The organism is Pseudomonas sp. PNPG3 (assembly GCF_023093815.1).
Taxonomy (GTDB): Bacteria; Pseudomonadota; Gammaproteobacteria; order Pseudomonadales; family Pseudomonadaceae; genus Aquipseudomonas; species Aquipseudomonas asiatica.
The window spans coordinates 338,713-359,434 of record NZ_JALLKV010000001.1 but is presented as its reverse complement, the minus strand read 5'-3'; the positions used below and the strand labels follow the sequence as shown (position 1 = coordinate 359,434).

Genomic DNA, 20,722 nt, shown 5'->3' with positions numbered 1-20,722 from the left:
CATGCGTCTTCGCCATGTCGCCCAGTGTTTCCTCCGGCGGTTGGCCCTGTGCTATTCATCAGACAAGAGAGAACAAGCGTGACAGTTCACAAGCCACTGGATAAAGGCAACCTGAGCGAGCGGGTCTACAGCATCATCCGCACGGCATTGATGGACGGCCAGTATCAACCGGGTGACCGCCTGCGCATCAGTGCCTTGGCCGAGGAGTTTGGTGTGTCGATCACGCCGGTGCGTGAGGCGATCTTCCGCCTTGTCAGTGATCATGCACTGGACATGAAGGCCGCTACCTCCATCTATGTGCCGGAGCTGACCGTCAGCCAACTACGGGAAATCCAGCTGATCCGCCATCTGCTGGAGGGCGAGGCGGCGGGCATGGCGGCCGAGCGAATTTCCGCCGCCGAGCTGAAGCATCTGGAAGAGGTGCAAACGGCCTTCCAGGCGGCTGTCAGCACCGACTACAAACAGGCTTCGCTGCTCAACCGCGAGTTCCACTTCGGTCTGATTGCCGCCGCACGCATGCCGGTGATCTTCAAGACCCTGGAGAACATGTGGGTGATGATGGGGCCGCTGCTCAGCACCTTCCATGCCGAAGTGCCCAAAGCGGAACTGGCCAGCGCCAAGCACAAGCACTTCGAAGTACTCGAAGCCTTGCGCAAGCGCGATTCGGCAAAGGCCAAGGCGGCCCTGCAAGCGGATATTGCATGGGGGGAGTTGATGGTGGAGTGGTTGGAGCGCAAGTCGCTGGCCCAAGGTTGATGGCGGATGCCTTGATCGCCGTCCGGTCCCCAGTGAGTCGGCGATGACATGACCGCCGTCAGCATCCGGCCGAACATCGTGTCGCCCAGCGTGGCCCAAGGATAGTGACGAACGGTCAAGCAGGCTTGTGCAGGGCACATCACCTGCACAAGCGTGCCTGACCGCAATGCCTCACTGCACCTCGCACGCTTCCTGCGAAGGCACACCGTAGGACACGTAGTACGCCAACCCCACGAAGATCGCCCCACCCACCGCATTCCCCAGGAACACGGCCATCAGGTTCTCCACCAACTGCCCCCAGCTCAGGTAGCCGGCAAAGATCGCTGCCGGAATCAGGAACATGTTGGCTACCACATGCTGGAAACCGATGGCGACGAACGCCATGATCGGGAACCAGATGCCGAGAATCTTGCCGCTCATTTCACGGCTGGCATACGACAGCCACACTGCCAGGCACACCAGCCAGTTGCAGCCGATTCCGGACACGAAGGCGTGGAGGAAGTCGGCGTTGGTCTTGCTGGTCGCAGCCGCCAACACCTTGTTCAGGTAGGCCCCCTCGGTCAGGCCCAGCAGGTGACCGAAGCACCCGGCAACGAACAGTGCACCGAACAGATTGGCGACGGTCACCAGCAGCCAGTTGCGCGCCACGGCGCCTGGGCCGATACGCCGGGCGAACATCGCCAACGGCAAGCTCATCATGTTGCCGGTGAGCAGTTCGCCACCGGCCAGGATCACCAGGATCAGGCCGATGGGAAATACCGCGGCGCCCAGCAGCGTGCCGAACGAGGCCCACTGTACCGGGATCATGGTGCTGACGTGGATAGCCAGGAGAAACCCTAGCGAAATGAATGCACCTGCGAGGAACCCCAGGACCAGTGTCGCATGGGTGGATAGGTGGGCTTTCTTGACGCCGCTCTCGATGACGAGCTCGGTGATACGGGTGGGGCTATTGACGGACATTTCGGAAACTCGAACACGGTGACGGCGACGCGACTGGCGCGCACGCCGTGGTGGGGCTTGATCAGTACGGGGGTAGGCTACGCAACTGGTGCAAAGGTGTAACGCGCACCTTTGAGCCAGCGGCGAAGAGGGCGGCAAGCTACATGAGTCAATTTGACGCGGTCAAATCGATGGAATGGATGATCTGATAGACCGCGTCGATGAGGCTTGCAGGTCTGCGCGCATGGATCTGCTTCCCGGCAAACCAGGCCTGGAACATCACTTGGGGGTTCACCCAGGGCAAATTGAGCCCGCTGGCAGGCTGAAGATGACAGACGGGTTGCCGACCGCCCGTTATGATCGGAATGTAGCTTGCCGGGCCTGACTGATGGCACTTTAGGCACGGTCACCTGGAAAACGAGATCTGCGAAACAGCGGAATAGAGCATTCAAAGTCATTTGCGAAGTTTGGATCCAGTTGTCGATAAAACTTTCCGCTCGGTCAAATTACAACAACTTAGCAAACTAACTAACTTGATTTAGTGTACCGCCTGTCGGTCATTTTGCTCGAGAAATGAACGATTTGGGTGACGCTGACTCCTATTTGCCAGCAGGTGCCTTCAATGTGATTGCAACTCGCGCCTTTCCCCCAGAACTTATGGACGTTCAACCTCATTAGCATCGCAGGGATGCTCATGGGGCTTTTTTTCCTGAATAGTGGAGCAACGCCATGCCCAACCGAGGCTCTTCGGGTGAGCCACCGTGTGTATTGAATAATTATCTGCTTTTTCATTTAACGATTCGAATTTGGCTTTGCCACTGCGATTAAATCGTTCGCACGCCTATTGCAAGGTCATCTAGCGCTAACGCATTACGTGGAGAAAACGTCGTGGAGATTAATACAATTATTAGCCTGTTCGGGCAGAAAGAATCCATGGAGCTGGTGCGGTTGTCGGTGATTTACGTTCATTTATTGGCCTGTTGCATTGCCATCGGCCTGGTATTCGCCAGTGACGCCGAGATGGTCAGGAACTTGTTGAAAGGTCATAAAGAAGCCGGGCATGACAGTAAGCATATGACGAGCTTGCAGAAGTCCGTGGCCAATGCCCTGATATTCTTGTGGCTCACGGGCGCCGCAGTGATTGGAATTGACTACCTTGATAAAGGTATGAACTATTTTGCCAATCCGAAACTTCAAGCGAAGGTCATTATTGTCATGTTGCTGACCTTCAATGGCATGCTGTTGCATCGTTATGTATTGCCTGCCCTGCTCAAAGCGGGCAACTTGCTCGACCTTAATTTTGGCGTGCGGATGTTCGCACTGTTCTCCGGCGCACTGTCGGGTGTGTCCTGGTTGTATGCGGCGATGCTGGGCGTTGGCCGGCCACTGGCCTGGAAATACTCGCTGACCGAGTTGCTGCTGGCTTATCCGGTACTGATCTTGCTGGGCTTTGCCATGATGGCTGCCCTGACCCAGTGGGCACGCAAACGCAGCCAGGCCGAACCGGTTCCGGCGCCTGTCTGGCGACTGGCTGGTATTCCTACCTGATTGCCTGAGTAACGCTTCAATTACGCCGCGAACCGGGAAACCTGGTTCGCGGCGAGCTCGTTTCATGCGCAGCCTCTGGGCGGTTCGGCTGGCGGTTGGTAAAGGCCTGAAGTGATGTGTCGCCTGATCTGGCCTCTTCGCGGGCGCGCCCGCTCCCACAAGGTCCCGCGCAGTTCTGTGGGAGATCGCCCAGTCCTTTGGGCTGCGCTGTCGCGTAGGGAACTGAATCCGCAAACAGTGCGCGTACCCTGTGGGAGCGGCTTTAGCCGCGAAGAATCCAACGCGGTACATGGCACCGGCTGCGCCGGTGTTCGCGGCTAAAGCCGCTCCCACAGAGTCCCGGTTAATTCAATGAGTTATGTGCAGTTCTGTGGGAGCGGGCGTGCCCGCGAAAGGGCCGGAACAGGCAGTCGAGAAATTTCAGGACTTTCACTTCTACCAAGATTGCGAACCAGCCCCATCCGCTGACGGGTCAGGCGCGAACCAATAGAAATATCGCCGGTAGCAGCTGCCCATCGTCAGGCGGCAGGCCGCCTGCATTGGTTTTTTGCGCTCGTTGCAGCGTGGTGGCGATGGTGATTTCCGTTCGCGACTCGATACTCCGCGCCACACCTCCCACCGAGCCTTCACCGAAGCCCAGCAGCGAGCAGCCGTTGTTGATGAGCACGAAGAAAACGATCACCCAGAATGGGCCGCAGTTCATGGTGCAAGCCCCAGGGCGTCGATGGCTGCGCACGAAACGATGGAAACGCTATCGCCAAGGTCCGCTACATCAGCGCCTTGTCTCATTGAGTTGAAAATGGGGGAGGCCATGTACCCGCTCCAGATGTTGCTTGTGGAGCTAATGGTGACGGCGCGGTGATTCAATGAAAAACGATGCTCAGTGATCCAGGATATCGATCCGCTTGATCATTGAACGTAGCGATCAGCGTTGGATTTGAACGTCGCTGCATGGTTGAGGTTCTTAATGCAAAGGACACCGTGAGGGCTCCCTTATGAGCATTGAACGCAGCATCCCTGAGCTCGAAGCCTGGTACGCCCAATACGACGACATCAGTTACCGCCGTGAGTCGCCGGATGCCTACCACCATGAACTGCTACGCACGGCCGAGGCGCTGCGTGACGATGGTGCCATCGACTGGGACGACTGGCTGGCACTCAAAGCATTGGCCGATGACGCCCATGTGCGCGCCCTGGAAGATGCCGTGCAGGCCCATGTCAGCGACCCCGACGCATGAAAGCGCTGAAGATTGCCACGTTCAACATCAACGGCATTCGTAGCCGGCTGCCGGCACTGCTGGCTTGGCTGGAGCGGGAAAAGCCCGACATCGCCTGCCTGCAGGAACTCAAGGCGGCGGATCAGCAGTTTCCTCGCCAGGCGCTAGAAACGGCGGGTTATGGTTGCCTCTACCAAGGGCAGCCTTCGTGGAATGGCGTGGCCATTCTGGCACGGGGCAGCGAACCGCTGGAAGTACGTCGTGGCCTGCCTGGCATGGAGGACGACAACCAGAGCCGCTACCTCGAGGCAGCGGTACAGGGAGTGCTGGTGGCTTGCCTGTATCTGCCGAACGGCAACCCGCAACCGGGGCCGAAATTCGATTACAAGCTCCGCTGGTTCGAAAGCCTGATCGCCCATGTGAAAGGGCTGCATGACAGTGGCCATCCCGCGGTGCTGGCGGGTGATTTCAATGTGGTGCCTACCGACATGGATATCTACAACACGCGCTCCTGGATGAAGGACGCGCTGCTGCAGCCCGAATCACGCGCGTGCTACCAGAAACTGCTCCAGCAAGGCTGGCTCGACGCCATTCGCCATCTGTATCCGGACGAGCGCATTTACACCTTCTGGGATTATTTCCGCAACCACTGGGCACGCAACGCCGGGTTGCGTATCGACCACCTGCTGCTCAACCCCGAGCTCGCGCCTTACCTGAAGCGGGCTGGTGTCGATGCCTGGGTGCGTAACGAACCCAAGGCCAGCGACCATGCGCCCGTCTGGATCGAGCTGGGCACGCGTCGCCGGCCATAGGGCAGTTCGAGCGAACCTTCAACTACCGGAACCACCGCTGGAGCCCGAACCACCAGAGCCTCCGGTCCCGCTACCCGTCCCGGTGCCGCGTTCCGATCCACTGCGGTCACTACCGGATCGGTCGGTGGTGCCATCGCCACCGGTATTGTCAGTGTCATTGCCATCGGTTCCGCCGGAACCTGTCCCCATGGCATCCGCAGGCGTGCCGGAGCCGGTCGCTCCGCCTTGGTTGTTCATGTGCCCGCTGTCATGCGGCTGCGTGCCAGGAGCACGCTGATCGTTCAGGTCGGTGGCTGCCAGCACCACAGGTGCGCTGAGCCCCAGGCACAGCGCGAGCAGTAACGAATGAGGCTTCATGATCTTCATGGCGATACTCCGTTGCGGGTTGGTCACCTTCTGTTCGGCCTGCATCACCCACGGGCGTGCCGTGAAATCGACGGAATGCATGGAGCGCAGACATGCACGGGGACGGGTTACCCCACGTGAATACTTTGAGGCCCGCGCTTCGATTCCTCTGGCAAGGCCGTGACCTTGATCGCGCGTACCGGTACGGCGAATTTTGCACCTACCTTCGAGAAGCGCTCGAGCAGGTGGAAATTGATGGCTTGCTGGATGTCCATGTACAGGTTGTAGCCCGGGTCCTTGACGATATACACGCACTCGAATTCCAGCGCCTCCTTGCCGAAGCCGCGCAGGTGGGCACGGTCGAAGCGCACCTGCTGTTGTGCCTTGATCGCTTCCTCGACGATGGCGGGTGCCTTTTTCACGGCCTCGGTTGGCGTGTCGTACGACAGGCCGAACTCGAACACGATCCGTCGTTCCTGCAGGCGCTTGTAGTTCTGGATGGTGCTGCTGATCATGCTGGCATTGGCCATGACGATCTGCTCGCCGCCCAGGCTGCGGATGCGTGTGGTCTTCAGCCCTACGTGCTCCACCGTGCCGGCCAGCGGGCCGATGACGATGAAGTCGCCCACCTCGAACGGCTTGTCGACGGCGATGGACAACGAGGCGAACAGGTCGCCGAGGATGTTCTGCACGGCCAGTGCAACAGCGATACCGCCTACCCCAAGGCTGGCGACGAAGGCGGTGATGTTCACGCCCAGGTTGGACAGCATCGCCAGCAGCACCACTGACCACAACAGTACCCGCGCACCCCATGCCGACAGCGTGGCCAGCGCGCTGCCCTGGTTCAAGCCGTCGGTGCGATGCCGGGCGAAGTAGCGACTCAGGCCCAGGCCGATGGCGCGGTTGGCCCACAGCCCGATCTGCAATGCCGCGACCACGAACCACAGGCTACCGACCCGGGTCAGCCAGCGCTCGGGCAGGTCGAGCATGCTCAGGCCCACCAGCAGCGAGGCAAGGAACAGCAGAAAATTGCTGGTCCCGGCGAGCACCTTGGCCAGCACCTGGCTTAGCGCGCCGTCATGCTCGGACCAGCGCCTGACCCGATGCAGCATGAAACTGATGGCCGCCCGCGCCACGAGGAATGTCAACAGCGCTACCGTCAGTGCCAGCAACAAATTGAGAACGGAAACTCCGAACAGTGTGGTATCGGTGAACAAGGCGATGATGCGATCACTCATGAGACACTTGCCTCCTTCCATAGGATTGGGTGACTGGTGGAGCGGCATTGCCGGCGAAGCAGGCAATGCCGCTCGCCAGGTGAGCCTCAGCCGTCGGACTGCTCCTCTGGCGGCACCTGGCCTTCGGGCCAGTCGGGTGCTTCCTTCTCCTGTTCCTGTTCAGGCACAGGTTCGCCCGGGTTGTGGGGTACTTCGTCCACGTACGGGTCGGGTTGGTTGGGGTCGATCATGGTCTGGCTCCTCGCCGTTGGGCTTTCAGGCATGTGTCCGGGCGTTCAGCCCGACTCCGCGGCAGTGTTTTTCTTCCAGCCCCGCAGGTTCATGGCGCACAGGCAACCCTGCAGGATGATCAGCGCCCAGGCTTGCGCCTGCCACCCCCAGGCGGCCCACAGCACGTTGCTGGCAATGAAGCAGCAGAAACCCAGCTTGCGCCGGCCTGGGCGCCGTGAGCCGATGCACCAGGCGGCAAGTACCGTCAGGGCCATGGCAGGCCATTCAAGAAAGTCGATCCAGGCTTCCATCACGCAGCACGCTGTTCGCCCTTGAGCAGTTTTTTCTGCGCTACCATGGCCTGGCCGAGCTCATCCAGTTGCTGCTTGCCCAGCAACTTGCGGGCGGTCGGAAACAGCTCGCTTTCTTCTTCCTCGATATGGTGTTCCAGCAGTTCCTTCATCACTTTGACCCGCCCGGCGAACTCGACGGTGCCGGTCTCGGTTTGCAGCAGGTCCGGCAGCACCAGGGAGTCCACGGTGCGGTGTTCCTCCTTGGCTTCGTAGTACATCTTCGCTTCTTCCTTGCCGCCGGCCTGCTTGATGGCCGGATACAGGATTTCTTCTTCCAGGGCGGTATGAATGCTCACCTCCTGCTTGATGCGTTCGAGCAACTCGGCGCGCTTTTTCACCGCGCGCTCAGTGGTGGAGGAGAGTTCCTCCAGCAGCTTCTTCACCAGCTCATGGTCCTGGATCAACAAATCGATAGCGTTCATGCGACACCTCTTCGGGGCTGAAAAAATCACGATTGCCTTCGATGGAGTAGGGGCCGCGCGCCAAGGTTCAAAGCGGATGATCAGCGTACTGCTGTCGCGAAAGGCGGCTCTCACCGGAATCCGCGCGGGTTGCGCCGGCCAGGCAGGGTCACTCCTGCGGAATGATCGAGATCTTGCCGTTGCGCTCGACGATGGCGAACTTGATCTGCCCGACGCTTTCGATTCCCTGGCTGTCCCGGGCGGACTCGAGAATGTCGTCTTCGGTCAGCCGCGCCCGCCGCATTCGGTGGTGGAGAAAGCGCCCGTGATCCACGACGAGTGTCGCGTGGCCGTCGACCAGCCGGGCCAGGCGCTTGGAGTTGAGCTTGGCCAGCGACAGGCCGACATCCAGGACGATCAGCGTGGCGATCACCAGCATGGCGTTGGTGAACGAGAAGTCCTCGCCGAGCAATGCCTGCTGGGTTGCTTCGCCGATGATCAGCAGCAGGACGAAGTCGAAGGTGGTGAGGTCTGCCAGCGAGCGCCTGCCAGCCACGCGAAACAGCAGCATCAGCGCGATGTACATGCCGGTCGCACGAAGAATGGAGTCCATGTCGCGCTCCTACGGGTAGAGAAAGGTGGAGAAACGCACTGCGCTGCCTGGGCCGGCGCTGACAATACCTTCGAGAGTGCCGACATGTTCGCTGCGCAGGGTCAGGTAGAGGGTGGCGATACCCTCTTTGCTGGTGCCAAGCTGGAGCAGGAGCGACCTGCCATGGGAAAGCGATACTTGCGGCTCTGGCTGCAGCGTTTCGATGCTGGCTTCGCGTAGCAAGGTCCCCCCGAGCAGCAACATCACAGGCTCCCCGGCATTGCCGCGAACCGTGATGCGCAGGTTGTCGGTGGTGCCGCTGCGGCTGAGGCGCTGATACTCCACATGCACCCGGCCGTCGTCGCTCATGACCTGGGCGTCACTGAGCGGACCGTTGCCGAACAGCCCGGCCAGGCCCAGCAGCATGACCAGCACCAGCGCGTACCATCCCACACGTTCGAAACGCCAGACCCGCTGCTGCATCCGCATGTCTTCCTCGACGGGATGGTGCCTTGAAGCCAGCTCGTCTTCGTCCATGCACCTAGCCCTCACGTAGCCCTCAGGCGCGCTCACCGCGCAGCCAGCGTTGGTGGTAATGGGCCAGGTGCGACAAGCCGTAGAGCGCGCCTTGGCGGATTACATCCGCGCGCTCGCCAAAAAAGCGCTGGCTGCGTGTGAATACCGCCAAAGGCTCGCCGGCAAAGGCCCAGGCAAAGCACACAGTGCCCGGGGCGATGCCATCCTGCGGCTGTGGCCCGGCGACACCCGTGCTGGCGATGGCGACGGTGGCGTCGCTGTCTTTCAATGCGCCGAGGGCCATCTCCCAGGCTACCGCCTCGCTGGTCAGGCCGTAGCGTTCGATAGTCTGTGGGCTGACGCCGAGCAGGCGTTTCTTGGCGCTTGGCGAGTACACCACGTAGCCGCTTTCCAGAACCTCTCCTGTCCCCGGCACTGCTGCCAACAGCGCAACCATGGCACCGGCCGTGCAGGATTCTGCGGTGGTCAGTACCAGCTTGTGGGCCTTGAGGTAATCAAGGGCCTCGAGTACGGGGTCGGTCGTCATGGCCGGTCACTCGTGCGTTGTTTTTTGGTGGACGTGTTTCCTGCGGGATTGGTTCATTGCTTGTGTGCCACCCATCAATGGTGGGGAAAGCTTCCTGAACTTTGTTCCGTTTGCCGGCTTCCTCTAGGTAGGAGGGCGGCGGTGCGGGCCTCGCGCTGCGGCCGGACTAACAGAGGAGAAGCGATCATGACCGAGCCTGTGACATATTTCTGGATCGCTGTTGCAGCGATCATCGTGTTGCTCGATCTGTGGGCCATCGTCAGTGTTTTCCGCAGTGACAAGAGCGACGTGACGAAGGCGATGTGGGCACTGTTGCTGTTGGCGTTGCCCATCGTCGGCCTGGCCATCTGGGGCGTGCTTGGGCCGCGTGGAATCAAACGCGGTACCGGGCCGTCGTCGCCTGAACATAGCAAGGGGTAGGAGGGTAGATGAAGAAAGGATCGGAGACACCTCGTAGCGGAACCCGAGGTGAAGAGGAACGGGACAATGATGCGCAGCGTCCTGATGGGTCAACTGGCACGTCCCATGATTCCACTGCGCAGAAAACAGCTCGTGATGAAACGCAACGCAAGCGTTGAGCAGGTCGGTGTGAAGAACTGAATTCGCAAGCGGTCCGCATAGCCTGTGGGAGCGGCTTTAGCCGCGAAGAATCCAACGCGGTGCATGGCACCGGCTGCGCCGGTGTTTCGCGGCTAAAGCCGCTCCCACAGGGTCCCTGCTAATGGTCAGGTCCCAATGTACCGGCAGCAGCGCCCGGCACGAGGATGACCTTGCGACAGTCGTCCTGTTTCTGGTCGAACAACTTGTAACCCAAAGCCGCTTCTTCCAGGGCCAGACGGTGGGTGACGATGAGTTCCGGCTCCAGACGCCCGGCCTCGATATGTTCGAGCAGTTCAGGAAGGAACTTCTGCACGTGGGTCTGGCCCATCTTGAACGTCAGGCCCTTGTCGAAGGCATCACCAAACATGAAGGCGTGGATAAAACCCGCATAGACCCCAGGCACGCTGACCACGCCGCCCCGGCGCACCGCGGCGATACTCTGGCGCAGCGCCTTGCCGCTGCTGCTCTCGATCTTCAGAGTGGTCAGTACCGTTTCGGTGGTACTGCCCTTGGCCTCGAAACCGACCGCATCGATGACGGCGTCCACGCCGCGCATGCCGGGGGTCAGGCGGATGATGGTGTCGGCCGGGTCGTCATCCTGCTCGAAGTTGATCGGCACCACGCCGTAGGCATCGCGGGCGAACGCCAGGCGGTAGTCATTGTCGTCGACCATGAAGATCGTCTGGGCGCCCAGCATGCGCGCGCAGGCTGCGCTCAGCAGGCCGACCGGCCCGGCGCCATAAATCGCAACTGTCGAGCCTGAGCCGACCTGCGCATTGGTGACGGCCTGCCAGGCTGTGGGCAGGATATCCGAGAGGAACAGCACCTTGTCGTCCGGCAGGGCGGTAGGCACCTTGAATGGGCCGACGTTGGCCTTGGGCACCCGCACGAAATCCGCCTGGCCACCGGGCACGCCGCCATACAGATGGCTATATCCGAATAGCGCGGCCCCTGGCGGGATGCCTTTCTTGTTGATGATTGCACCCCGGCCGGTGTTGGTCGTTTCGCAAGCGGCGAACTGGTCGAGTTGGCAGAAGAAACAGCTGCCGCAGGCGATCACGAAGGGAATCACCACGCGGTCACCGACCTGCAGGTTGGTTACCCCGCGGCCGGTATCCTCGACGATACCCATGAACTCGTGGCCGAAGATATCTCCCGGCTCGGTCTGTGGAATCTTGCCATGGTAGAGGTGCAGGTCGGAGCCGCAGATGGCGGTAGCGGTGACCCGGAGGATTATATCGTCCTCGTCCTGGATAAGTGGGTCGGGGACATTGTCGACCCTGACGTCCTGGGTTCCGTGGTATGTCAGTGCTCTCATTGGTTCATCTCCTGGGGCCGGGTGGTCTATGCAGGGGAAGCCAAGGAGGGAGGTAAAGTTCAGGTGGAATCATCCATCGGTAATTTTCAGTGCTACTGGCCCCACCAACATCATGAAGAACTGTCGTTGAGGTGACATGGCAACAGGTGAAGCCGGCGCCCGGAGGAAACTTTAGCTGCCCTGCGAGGCTCAACCGTGCTCAAGCCGAGCGTAAAACCATGAACAGGAATCCAGCATTGCAAACAAGCTTTGCCCCTTCGGCCACGCCACGCCAAGCCGCGGGCTTGCTGACATCTGCCATGTTGCTGATGCTTGCCTCGGGGGTTGCGCCGCTTGATCGTGCGGATTGGTGGGTCGAAAACGTTTTGCCGCTGGCGCTTCTGCTCACCTTGGCTGCGACCAGCCGTTATTGGCGCTTTTCTCGGCATGCTTACCTGGCAATCGTGGTGATGCTGGCGATTCACGAGCTAGGAGCGCATTTTACCTATGCCAAAGTCCCCTATGACGCTTGGCTGCGTGCGCTTACCGACCACTCTCTGAATGCCTGGATGGGCTGGCAGCGCAACCAGTTCGATCGTCTGGTGCATCTGAGTTACGGCCTTTTGTTCGTCCTGCCGATCAGGGAGCTGCTCCAGCGCCAGGCCCGGTTGCGAGGTGGTTGGTTGGCGTTGTGTACCGTTTCCTTCGTCCTTGCCACATCGGCGCTGTACGAGCTGCTGGAGTGGATAGGTGGCCAATACCTGGGTGATGACCAGGCACAAGCCTTTCTCGCGACCCAGCAAGACCCTTGGGATGCACAAAAGGACATGGCCCTGGCTTTGCTTGGTGCACTTGTCACCTTGTTGATCCAGCGGTTTGGGGCAAGCAGGGTCTGGGGCAGAAGGGTAGTGAGTTTGGAGGGGGAGCACGGGTGACGGGTAGAAATAAAAACGCTTTTTTACCACTGGAAAGGCTTTTCGCAATCAGCCTGTGACCGTTGAAAATCCCTTAAGTTTCCATCGGGAAAACAATAACTTGGAGAATTTTTCCAAGTCGTGTCACTCGTCGGATTTCCATTGTAAGGCCCTGTCCAGAGCCTCAGGATCGCCTCCGTATCCCTCTGAGGCTTTCACAAATGAAGTACTCCTCGATTCTCTTGTTGTCACTTGGCCTGCTGAGCGGCGTTGCGTCGGCAGGCGGCAATACCGGAGCAGGTATAGGTGGCGCATTGGGTGGAGTATTGGGCTCGGTAGTCGGCCAGTCGATCGGCGGCAGCACCGGCTCGGCAATCGGCGCCGGCCTGGGTGGCGCGGCCGGTGGTGCGGTGGGTGCCGACAAGCACAGCCGTGGCGAGGCGGCCATTGGCGGCGCACTGGGTGCAGCTGGCGGCAACGTGGTGGGTCGCAAGATGGGCGGCACCACTGGCAGCATGATTGGCGCAGCAGCCGGTGGCGGTGTGGGTGGTGCCTTGGGCAACCACATGGGCCGGGAATACGATGACGAGAGCGGGCATCGCTACCGGGATTATGACGACGATGACGACGACCGGGGCTGGCGCCGTCACCGCCACGACCGTGGCCATCATTATGGCTGGCGCAACAATCACCGCTACGACGACTGATCCCCGCGTTACTGGCCCATCGCCGGGTTGGCTGCAGCTGTCACTCGGCTAGGCATCATGCGTGCTCTGCTGTAGCCACTCCCTCGGGCTTGCACCCACCTTGCGGCGAAAGGTGCGGGCCAACGCAGACGGGCTTTCGTAGCCGACCTCATCGGCAATCAGGGCGATGGGGCGGCCTTCGCGCAGCCGTTTCTGGGCAAGGCTGATTCGCCAGTTCGCCAGGTAATCGGCAGGGGTGATGCCCACGGTCTCGCGAAAGTGCGCAGCAAAGCTCGCGCGCGACATGCCTGAGCGGTCAGCCAACTCTGCCACGGTCCAATTGTGCTGTGGCTCGTTATGGATACCCACGAGCGCACGGGACAGCTGTGCATTGGCCAGCCCGGCCATCATCCCCGAAGCAATGCTGCGGCTGGCGATCAGATGGCGAAGTAGCTGAATCACCATCAACTCGAACAGCCGATTGAGAATGACATCCCGTCCACACTCGTCGCCGAAGGCTTCTTCGAACAGCCATTCGAGGGTGCCATCGAGGCCCTGCAATTCGCGCAACGGCTTGATGATGAAGTCCGGCAAGGCCTGGGTCAGCGGATTGTTGGCGCCACCATCGAACTGCAAGGTGGCGCACACCAACTCCGCTTCGTCTGCTTCGATCGCCAGCAACTGATGCTCCTGCGGACGTACCGCAAGTATCAGGCTTGGCTCCGCCAGCTCCATGAGCTGACCACGTTTGTCACTGAAGGTCAGGCGACCCGAACGAAGCAGGTGCGCGTGGCCGGAACTTTGCTGCCCATGAAAGCGGGTCGTTCCACAAAAACCACCGTGGTGGAAGGTAGACGCATGCAGGTTGAAGTGCTTGAGCAGTGTCGATAGTCGGTCCATGGGGCGCTCAGGTTTGGACGATCGGTTGCATAGATTCGACGATCTGAAGCCGAAAGGATAGTCGTCTTCCCTAGTATTGACTCCAGGCTTGATCGACAAGCTGGTTAATCACCCTACTGGAGAAACTACCATGACTCGTATCGCTGCTCTCTCGCTGGACCAGGCCCCTGCTGGCTCGCGCACTGCCCTTGAAGGCATTCAGAAAGGCCTTGGTTTCATACCCAACGCCTTCAAGACCCTGGCTCACTCCCCAGCCGCTCTCAATGGGTACCTGGGCCTCGCCCAGGCTCTGGGCAAGAGCTCACTGAGCGCCGCGGAGCGTGAAGTGGTTGCGCTTGCCACCTCGGAAATCAATGGTTGCGACTATTGCCTGGCCGCACACAGCTTTTTTGGTGCCAAAGCCGGCTTGAGCGATGAGGCCATTAGCCAGGCGCGTAGTGGCACGCTCAGCGCGGTCGCCGCGCTGGCGCATCAGATCACCGAAAGCCGCGGCCAATTGAATGACGATCAGGTCGCCGCAGCACGCGAGGCTGGTCTCAGCGATGGCAAGATCGTGGAGGTGGTGGCACAGGTCACGCTGTTGACCCTGACCAACTACCTGAACAACATCGCCACCACCGATATCGACTTCCCGCCGTTGGCACACTAGGAGGGCAACCGACATGAGCCAAGTGACAATCTATACCACCCAACACTGCCCTTACTGCGTGAGCGCCAAGCGACTGCTGGCGCACAAGGGGGTCAGTGCCGTGGAAATCGATATCGAGGCTTCGCCGAACCATCTGGCCGAGATGCTGCTGCGATCCAGGCGCAGGACCGTGCCGCAGGTCTTTGTGGGGAGTGTCCATGTGGGAGGTTTTGATGATCTGAAACGCCTCGATCAAAAGGGCGAGCTCGAAGTATTGCTCAGTGCCTGAAGGGCTGATTCAGCGATATTTGCCTTTGGCCGTTAGCCGCCCTTGGCAAGGGCAGCTAACGGTTCAAAGCGGTCACTTGCGATCCCTGTTTCACCGACGCTTTGTTGCATTCGTCGATGATCAGCACTGAGCCGCGGCAACCTGCTTGCGTTCACCCATGGGAGAGACGCCGAAGAAACGGCTGTAGCATTTGGAGAAATGCGCCGGCGAAACGAAACCACAGGCAAGGGCGATATCCCGTACTTGCGATTCGCTGTGCAGTAACAGTTGTCGGGCGCGCGACAGGCGTAATTCAAGGTAGTACTGGCTAGGGGTACTTTGCAGATGCTTGTGGAACAGGCGCTCCAACTGCCGAACTGAGATGTCGTTCAACTGCGCCAGTTCCTCCAGGGTCACAGGGTCTTCGAGATTGGCCTCCATGATGCTGACTACCTGGCTGAGCTTGGGTTGGGACGTCCCTAGCCGCTGTCGCAGGGGCACGCGCTGGCGTTCCTGCGAACTGCGAACGCGGTCGCACAACAGCAATTCGGCCGCATGTTCGGCAATCTCTCGCCCGCCGGGTTCGCGTGCGATCAGTTGCAGGCACATGTCCATTGATGCCACCCCACCCGAGCTGGTGTACCGGTCACGGTCAAGTTCAAACAACTGGCTGGAAATGATGATCCCGGGAAAGCGCTCTTTCAGCGCTTCGATATCTTCCCAGTGGATGGTGCAACGGTAACCCGTGAGCAGATTGGCACGCGCCAACAAATGGCTACCCGTGCAAATGCCACCCAATGCCACTTGGTCATGGGCCAGCTTGCGCAGCCAGTTCACGATGGCGCGGGTATTGTGGTCGGAGACGATGGGGTTTGGCCCTACCACAAACAGCATGTCCAGCTTGGGCGCATCCTTGATGGTGTATTCAGGCAGGATGCGCATGCCGTTGCTGGCGCTCACCGGCTCCATGTCGGCGGCGATGATGAGTGTCTGGAACATGGCCCTGCGCGCAGCAAGGTTAGCCATGCGCAAGGTCTCCACCGCAGAAGCGAACCCGATGGTGGTGAAATTGGGGATCACCAGAAACCCGACGATCTTGGGTGTGGGGGCATCGACAGGGTAACCCGTGGCCAGCGGGGAGGATCTCGGCGTAGCCATCAATACGACTCCTACAATGCAAGATGACGTGTTCAGCGCCTGTCTCCCGATACAGGCAATTTTTTGTGTAAAAGGGCTCCAAGCCTGCGGCGGCATACTACACGCAGCAATCAGGCTACAGGGTGCGCACTGGCCGATATTCGCCCTCTGTTTTCGGTTTGACGCAAAAAGGCGACACCCTGCGAACGCATAGCCTTCGCAGGGCGAAGCGGCTGAGCCAGCCTCAGGCCGATTTGGTTGCGACACGGGGTAGTGGGCGCTTCCTGGGCGAGAAGATCGAACTCATGCACACGATGGCAATTGCCAGCGCGCCGGTTGTCATTACTTCCATGCGGTGGCCGGGCATGATCAGCATCATTGCCAGAATCCCGATGATGGAGGCGACGACCAAGTAGCTCAGCCAGGGGAACAACCACATCTTGAAGGCCATGACCTCACCTCGACGAGCCATCTGCTTGCGCAGGATCAGTTGCGATACCGCGATGGCCAGGTAGACCAGCAGTGCCACGGCACCGGAACTCGCCAGCAGGAAGGAGAACACCTCGTCCGGCGCAAAGTAGTTCAACGCGGTGGTGAGGAAGCCTACAGCGGTGCTGGCCATGACCGCGACGAATGGCACACCGGCCGATGAGGTGCGCTGGAGAACGGCAGGGCCGTCGCCACGTCTGCTCAGCGAGTAGACCATGCGCGATGCGGTGTAGATTGCCGAGTTGAGGCAGCTGGCCACGGCAATCAGCACGACGACATCCACGATCATCTTGGCGTGAGGGATGTTCATCAGCTCAAGGGCCCTCTGATAGGAGCCGACCTGCACCAGCATGGGGTCGTTCCAGGGCACGATCGAGACGATCAGGAACACCGAGACGATGTAGAAGATGCCCATGCGCCACACGACCGAGTTGGTAGCGCGGGTGATCTGTCTGGAGGGGTCCTTGGATTCTGCGGCGGCGATGGTGACGATTTCGGTGCCCATGAAACTGAACACCGTGGTCAGCATGGCGCCAATCACCGCTGCCATGCCGTTGGGCATGAAACCGCCGAAGTCGTTGCTCAGCTTGGCCACGCCACTGACGCTGAGGTTTGGCACCACGCCGGTCAGGGCCAGCGCACCCAGGGCGATGAAGGCCAGTACGGCGATGACCTTGAGCATGGCGAACCAGAACTCGAACTCCCCGTAGCGCGCAACGCTGAACAAGTTGGTCAAGGTGAGCAGGGCAGTAACGGCCAGTGCGAATTCCCAGGTTTCGATCGCGGGGAACCAGGCATGCAGGATTGCCGCTGCGGCAATTGCCTCGATGGGAATGACCAGCACCCAGAACCACCAGTACAACCATCCAATGGTAAAACCGGCCGAACGACCCATTGCGCGTTCGGCATAGGTGGAAAACGAACCGGTATCAGGGGAAGCAACTGCCATTTCACCGAGCATGCGCATGACCAGCACAACCAGTGTGCCGGACATGATGTAGGCCAGGATGGCCGCTGGGCCGGCCGCTGCAATTGCATGCCCCGATCCGATGAAAAGGCCGGCACCGATAGCGCCGGCTATCGAGAGCATGGTGACGTGGCGCTGCTTGAGGCCGGGGGCCAGAGTTGAATGGCTGGACATTATCATTACCCTTGTTGTTATAGATGGCGGGTTAACAGCTAATGCGAATCGTGCTCTGGTAGATCAATGCGGTGTTGCGGCGCTTAACTGAATGCCTCGCGGACAGTGTTGCTGATGCCTTCGGTGCAGACACGCAGAATCAGTTCGCCTTTCTCGCGGCTGGCGCCTTTTGGCGATGACAAGGTTCCACACGCCGGCGTGCGCTCGGCAATGATCGGGAACACATCGTAGGGGGGGAAGGTGGCTGGCGGATGATCGACGGCACGGGTCAGGTCGACTTTCTCGGGGTGCAGGGCCAGCATCAACGAAGTCTCGAAGACGCCACCGTGTTCAATGTCCCAGCCGAGGAATCCGTCAGGGTAGAGTTCCTGGATGACCTCAGGCGCGTTGACGAAGTCCCAGTAGGACAGGACCACGACCTTGAAATCGGTGATGCCGGCATAACGGAGTTCGCGCAGCGCCAGGTCGATGCCTTCCACGATGAACATGGAGTTCTCGTAGTGCCCGTTCATCATCACCAGCTGACGCGCGCCGTGCCGGGCCAGCTCCCTGATGATGTCCTGGATGGTATGTGTCAGTGTTGCGCCATCCAGGCTGGTGGTGCCGGGAAAGTGGTTTCCGCCGCCCGATTTTTGCTGCGACTTGTAGCCGTAGGCCAATGCGGGGAGCACCAGGCCGTCGACATTGCGCGCTACGGCCTTGCACAGCGCGGTCGGTAGCAGTACATCCACTTCCATGCACATGTGGTGGCCGTGTTGCTCCAGGGCGCCTACAGGCAAGAATATCGGGCTGCCGGATGCAACACGCCGGGCGTACTCGGGCCAGGTGAGTTCGCCAATTACAACGCTATCGTTCATCGGGTGGTCTCTCTATGTTCTTGTAATTGCAAAAGCTCGTCCGGTTTGCAGCAGTAGCAGATGTCCCAATTTGATCAGATCGCCATCGGCTGGAATTGTCAGTTTCCGACCTGGAATTGACAAAAGCTGCCGTGGCTCTATCCCGTAGGTCACGGCATGAGTTGATTCACGAGTTCAGGGGCGGCGAAAACGTTCATGTCGGACGAACTGATTTGCTTGCCCATTCTGCCTGGCAATTAGGGGTCGAAATCTGACATATCTGGCCAGGCAACTACCGGGACAATATTACTGTTCGCAGTAGACGCTGCGTGGGTAAAGTTGGAGGTAGTACATGCAGCAATTGACCGAAGTGGGCCAGCCATTGGCAAGCACAGTGCGCATTGGTTTCCTGTTGAGTGAAGGGTTTGATTTCTATGCGTTGGCCGCCGCATTGGAGCCGTTGCGCATCGCCAATGAAATTGCCCGGTGCGAAGTGTGCCAGTGGCAGATCATCAGCCTTGGCGGCCGGCCGTTGAAGGCCAGCAACGGCATTTCCACGGCCACCGTGGAACTGAGCCAGGCAAAACCGCTGGATATACTCATTGTCTGCCCGGGTGATGAAATGCGTTCACGCACAGGCACCCCGCATCTGCGCCACCGTGTATCGGGGCCGAAGGTGCGCTGTGCGGCAAAACAGATGACGTGGTGGTTGCCCACCGTTGACGATCACGCAGACCTGCCTGTCGGCCAGATCAAATGTGTGCATGCACCGGCCAGTGTTTCGGAACAGGTCAAGAAGACCCTGGCTTTGTTCCCGCCGTCTACATCCCACCTGCTTGGAGTCAGCGAACTGGCAACGCTGATCGGCGTTTCGCGGCAGCTTCTCGAGCGCTTGTTCGCGCACCGACCCCACTGAATCCTCACTATCGGTTGATTGCGCTGGTGCCTCGGATTCTGCGTCGCCTTTGCGGTGTTTGGCCTCGTTTGCACGGCGACGGATCTGGTCATTTACGGGTCGGATTCGCGCAAAAAAGCATTCGGCTTATCTGGTCGAATGGTCACCAGTGGCACCGATAAACAAGTTTCTCCGCTGTTAACTACAAGGAATAAAAAACATGCAAATGCCAAAAACCATTCAGATCAAGAACGGCGAAAAAGTCAAACCGACGTTCTCGCAACAGGAATATGCCAACCGTCAGTCCAAGTTGCGCACTTACCTGGCACAAAACAATATCGATGCTGCGGTCTTTACCTCCTACCACAATATCAACTACTACAGCGACTTCCTGTACTGCTCGTTTGGCCGCCCCTATGCACTGGTTGTCACTCAGGAAGCCGTCGTGTCGATCAGTGCCAACATCGATGGTGGCCAGCCATGGCGCCGTACGGTCGGTACCGACAACATCATCTACACCGACTGGCAGCGTGATAACTATTTTGTCGCGATTCAGCAGGCACTGCCCAAGGCCGGGCGCATCGGCATCGAGTTCGACCACCTGAACCTGATGAACCGGGACAAACTGGCCAGCCGTTACCCGCAGGCCGAGCTGGTGGACATCGCCGCGCCATGCATGCGCATGCGCATGATCAAGTCGGCTGAAGAACACGCGATCATCCGCCAGGGCGCCCGGGTAGCCGACATCGGTGGCGCTGCAGTGGTGGAGGCCCTGCGTGACCAGGTACCTGAGTACGAAGTGGCATTGCACGCTACCCAGGCGATGGTGCGTGAGATCGCCCGCACCTACCCGGACTCCGAGCTGATGGATACCTGGACCTGGTTCCAGTCGGGCATCAATACCGACGGCGCCCACAACCCGGTGACCTCGCGCAAGGTCAACAAGGGCGACATCCTCAGCCTCAACTGCTTCCCAATGATCGCGGGTTATTACACCGCACTGGAGCGTACGCTTTTCCTGGACCACTGTTCCGATGAGCACCTGCGCCTGTGGGAGGTCAACGTCAAGGTGCATGAGGCTGGCCTTGAACTGGTCAAGCCCGGCATGCGTTGCAGCGACATCGCGCTGCAGCTGAACGAGATCTTCCTGGAGCACGATCTGCTGCAATACCGTACGTTCGGTTACGGCCACTCGTTCGGTACGCTTAGCCATTACTATGGTCGCGAGGCAGGCCTGGAGTTGCGTGAGGACATCGACACCGTACTCGAGCCGGGTATGGTGGTGTCGATCGAGCCGATGATCATGCTGCCCGAAGGCCTGCCGGGAGCTGGCGGTTACCGTGAACACGACATCCTGATCGTCAATGAGCACGGCAGTGAAAACATCACCAAGTTCCCGTACGGTCCGGAACACAACATCATCAAAAAGTGATTGAACCCGCCGCACAGTCACCCTG

At 59.7% G+C, this 20,722-nt stretch carries 26 protein-coding genes; 11 read left to right on the top strand and 15 right to left on the bottom strand.

All coding sequences use genetic code 11. The features are described 5' to 3' along the window. The first annotated feature begins 78 nt into the window (after nt 1-78). Entirely contained in the window at nt 79-756 is a 678-nt protein-coding gene (locus MJ643_RS01725; RefSeq protein WP_013972198.1) for a GntR family transcriptional regulator, read from the top strand. 171 nt (nt 757-927) lie between these two features. On the opposite strand, the gene MJ643_RS01720 is transcribed toward MJ643_RS01725, so the two are convergent. Next, nucleotides 928-1,716, bottom strand: a complete 789-nt coding sequence (locus tag MJ643_RS01720; RefSeq protein ID WP_013972199.1) for a formate/nitrite transporter family protein — start codon at nt 1,714-1,716, stop codon at nt 928-930. A 912-nt stretch (nt 1,717-2,628) separates the two neighbouring features. Here MJ643_RS01720 and MJ643_RS01715 point away from each other — a divergent pair. Next, nucleotides 2,629-3,243 (top strand): hypothetical protein, encoded by a 615-nt coding sequence (locus MJ643_RS01715; protein ID WP_038409376.1) that lies wholly within the window; start codon nt 2,629-2,631, stop codon nt 3,241-3,243. 472 nt (nt 3,244-3,715) lie between these two features. On the opposite strand, the gene MJ643_RS01710 is transcribed toward MJ643_RS01715, so the two are convergent. Further along, on the bottom strand, nt 3,716-3,946 hold the full coding sequence (locus MJ643_RS01710; protein ID WP_003257675.1) for a hypothetical protein: 231 nt from the start codon (nt 3,944-3,946) through the stop codon (nt 3,716-3,718). Between the two features lie 292 nt (nt 3,947-4,238). Here MJ643_RS01710 and MJ643_RS01705 point away from each other — a divergent pair, with 292 nt between their 5' ends. Together MJ643_RS01705 and xth are read left to right on the top strand one after the other, a co-directional pair. Then, nucleotides 4,239-4,481, top strand: coding sequence for a hypothetical protein (locus MJ643_RS01705; protein ID WP_003257678.1), 243 nt, complete (start codon nt 4,239-4,241; stop codon nt 4,479-4,481). Further along, nucleotides 4,478-5,272, top strand: a complete 795-nt coding sequence (xth, locus tag MJ643_RS01700; protein ID WP_013972201.1) for an exodeoxyribonuclease III — start codon at nt 4,478-4,480, stop codon at nt 5,270-5,272. Before MJ643_RS01705 ends, xth begins: the two co-directional genes overlap by 4 nt. Before the next feature lie 18 nt (nt 5,273-5,290). Here xth and MJ643_RS01695 read toward each other — a convergent pair whose 3' ends face one another. The 8 genes from MJ643_RS01695 to MJ643_RS01660 all read right to left on the bottom strand — a co-directional run bounded on the left by MJ643_RS01695 (nt 5,291) and on the right by MJ643_RS01660 (nt 9,474). Then, nucleotides 5,291-5,719: a hypothetical protein gene (locus tag MJ643_RS01695; RefSeq protein WP_013972202.1), complete on the bottom strand. Its 429-nt coding sequence runs from the start codon at nt 5,717-5,719 to the stop codon at nt 5,291-5,293. 26 nt (nt 5,720-5,745) lie between these two features. Further along, nucleotides 5,746-6,855, bottom strand: a complete 1,110-nt coding sequence (locus MJ643_RS01690) for a mechanosensitive ion channel family protein (RefSeq protein WP_013972203.1) — start codon at nt 6,853-6,855, stop codon at nt 5,746-5,748. Between the two features lie 86 nt (nt 6,856-6,941). Next, a complete protein-coding gene (locus MJ643_RS01685; protein WP_024086842.1) occupies nt 6,942-7,085 on the bottom strand; it encodes a hypothetical protein in 144 nt (47 codons plus the stop codon). Between the two features lie 45 nt (nt 7,086-7,130). Next, nucleotides 7,131-7,376: a hypothetical protein gene (locus MJ643_RS01680; protein WP_013972204.1), complete on the bottom strand. Its 246-nt coding sequence runs from the start codon at nt 7,374-7,376 to the stop codon at nt 7,131-7,133. Further along, entirely contained in the window at nt 7,376-7,840 is a 465-nt protein-coding gene (locus MJ643_RS01675) for a hemerythrin domain-containing protein (protein WP_208209233.1), read from the bottom strand. Before MJ643_RS01675 ends, MJ643_RS01680 begins: the two co-directional genes overlap by 1 nt. A gap of 148 nt (nt 7,841-7,988) precedes the next feature. Then, nucleotides 7,989-8,432 (bottom strand): YetF domain-containing protein, encoded by a 444-nt coding sequence (locus MJ643_RS01670; protein WP_004376294.1) that lies wholly within the window; start codon nt 8,430-8,432, stop codon nt 7,989-7,991. A gap of 9 nt (nt 8,433-8,441) precedes the next feature. Then, complete coding sequence (locus tag MJ643_RS01665; RefSeq protein WP_013972206.1) at nt 8,442-8,948, bottom strand: hypothetical protein; 507 nt, start codon at nt 8,946-8,948, stop codon at nt 8,442-8,444. 22 nt (nt 8,949-8,970) lie between these two features. After that, nucleotides 8,971-9,474 carry a CinA family protein gene (locus MJ643_RS01660; protein WP_013972207.1) on the bottom strand — a complete coding sequence of 168 codons (504 nt, stop codon included), beginning with the start codon at nt 9,472-9,474 and terminating at the stop codon, nt 8,971-8,973. A 186-nt stretch (nt 9,475-9,660) separates the two neighbouring features. Here MJ643_RS01660 and MJ643_RS01655 point away from each other — a divergent pair, with 186 nt between their 5' ends. Continuing rightward, complete coding sequence (locus tag MJ643_RS01655; protein WP_004376302.1) at nt 9,661-9,894, top strand: PLDc N-terminal domain-containing protein; 234 nt, start codon at nt 9,661-9,663, stop codon at nt 9,892-9,894. A gap of 298 nt (nt 9,895-10,192) precedes the next feature. Here MJ643_RS01655 and MJ643_RS01650 read toward each other — a convergent pair whose 3' ends face one another. Then, nucleotides 10,193-11,392, bottom strand: coding sequence for a zinc-dependent alcohol dehydrogenase (locus MJ643_RS01650; protein ID WP_013972208.1), 1,200 nt, complete (start codon nt 11,390-11,392; stop codon nt 10,193-10,195). A gap of 218 nt (nt 11,393-11,610) precedes the next feature. On the opposite strand from MJ643_RS01650, the gene MJ643_RS01645 reads away from it, so the two are divergent. After that, a complete protein-coding gene (locus MJ643_RS01645) occupies nt 11,611-12,306 on the top strand; it encodes a DUF2238 domain-containing protein (protein WP_038409378.1) in 696 nt (231 codons plus the stop codon). Nucleotides 12,307-12,506: 200 nt separating this feature from the next. Further along, the gene (locus MJ643_RS01640; protein WP_013972210.1) at nt 12,507-12,992 is read left to right on the top strand and encodes a YMGG-like glycine zipper-containing protein; all 486 of its coding nucleotides are present in this window, start codon (nt 12,507-12,509) and stop codon (nt 12,990-12,992) included. Between the two features lie 48 nt (nt 12,993-13,040). Here MJ643_RS01640 and MJ643_RS01635 read toward each other — a convergent pair whose 3' ends face one another. Further along, nucleotides 13,041-13,871, bottom strand: a complete 831-nt coding sequence (locus MJ643_RS01635) for a cupin domain-containing protein (protein ID WP_013972211.1) — start codon at nt 13,869-13,871, stop codon at nt 13,041-13,043. A gap of 130 nt (nt 13,872-14,001) precedes the next feature. Between MJ643_RS01635 and MJ643_RS01630 the strand changes: the two genes are divergently transcribed. After that, nucleotides 14,002-14,520, top strand: coding sequence for a peroxidase-related enzyme (locus tag MJ643_RS01630; protein ID WP_013972212.1), 519 nt, complete (start codon nt 14,002-14,004; stop codon nt 14,518-14,520). A gap of 13 nt (nt 14,521-14,533) precedes the next feature. After that, the gene (gene grxC, locus MJ643_RS01625; RefSeq protein ID WP_024086844.1) at nt 14,534-14,788 is read left to right on the top strand and encodes a glutaredoxin 3; all 255 of its coding nucleotides are present in this window, start codon (nt 14,534-14,536) and stop codon (nt 14,786-14,788) included. A 120-nt stretch (nt 14,789-14,908) separates the two neighbouring features. Here the strand turns inward: grxC and MJ643_RS01620 are convergent, their stop codons facing one another. The 3 genes from MJ643_RS01620 to MJ643_RS01610 all read right to left on the bottom strand — a co-directional run bounded on the left by MJ643_RS01620 (nt 14,909) and on the right by MJ643_RS01610 (nt 18,391). Next, entirely contained in the window at nt 14,909-15,925 is a 1,017-nt protein-coding gene (locus MJ643_RS01620) for a GlxA family transcriptional regulator (RefSeq protein WP_023660545.1), read from the bottom strand. A gap of 223 nt (nt 15,926-16,148) precedes the next feature. Further along, on the bottom strand, nt 16,149-17,534 hold the full coding sequence (gene gabP / locus MJ643_RS01615) for a GABA permease (RefSeq protein WP_013972215.1): 1,386 nt from the start codon (nt 17,532-17,534) through the stop codon (nt 16,149-16,151). A gap of 83 nt (nt 17,535-17,617) precedes the next feature. Beyond that, complete coding sequence (locus MJ643_RS01610) at nt 17,618-18,391, bottom strand: creatininase (protein ID WP_038409380.1); 774 nt, start codon at nt 18,389-18,391, stop codon at nt 17,618-17,620. 349 nt (nt 18,392-18,740) lie between these two features. On the opposite strand from MJ643_RS01610, the gene MJ643_RS01605 reads away from it, so the two are divergent. Together MJ643_RS01605 and MJ643_RS01600 are read left to right on the top strand one after the other, a co-directional pair. Then, nucleotides 18,741-19,286, top strand: coding sequence for a hypothetical protein (locus MJ643_RS01605; protein ID WP_169775148.1), 546 nt, complete (start codon nt 18,741-18,743; stop codon nt 19,284-19,286). Nucleotides 19,287-19,485: 199 nt separating this feature from the next. Further along, nucleotides 19,486-20,697, top strand: coding sequence for a M24 family metallopeptidase (locus MJ643_RS01600; protein ID WP_013972218.1), 1,212 nt, complete (start codon nt 19,486-19,488; stop codon nt 20,695-20,697). Nucleotides 20,698-20,722: the final 25 nt, after the last annotated feature.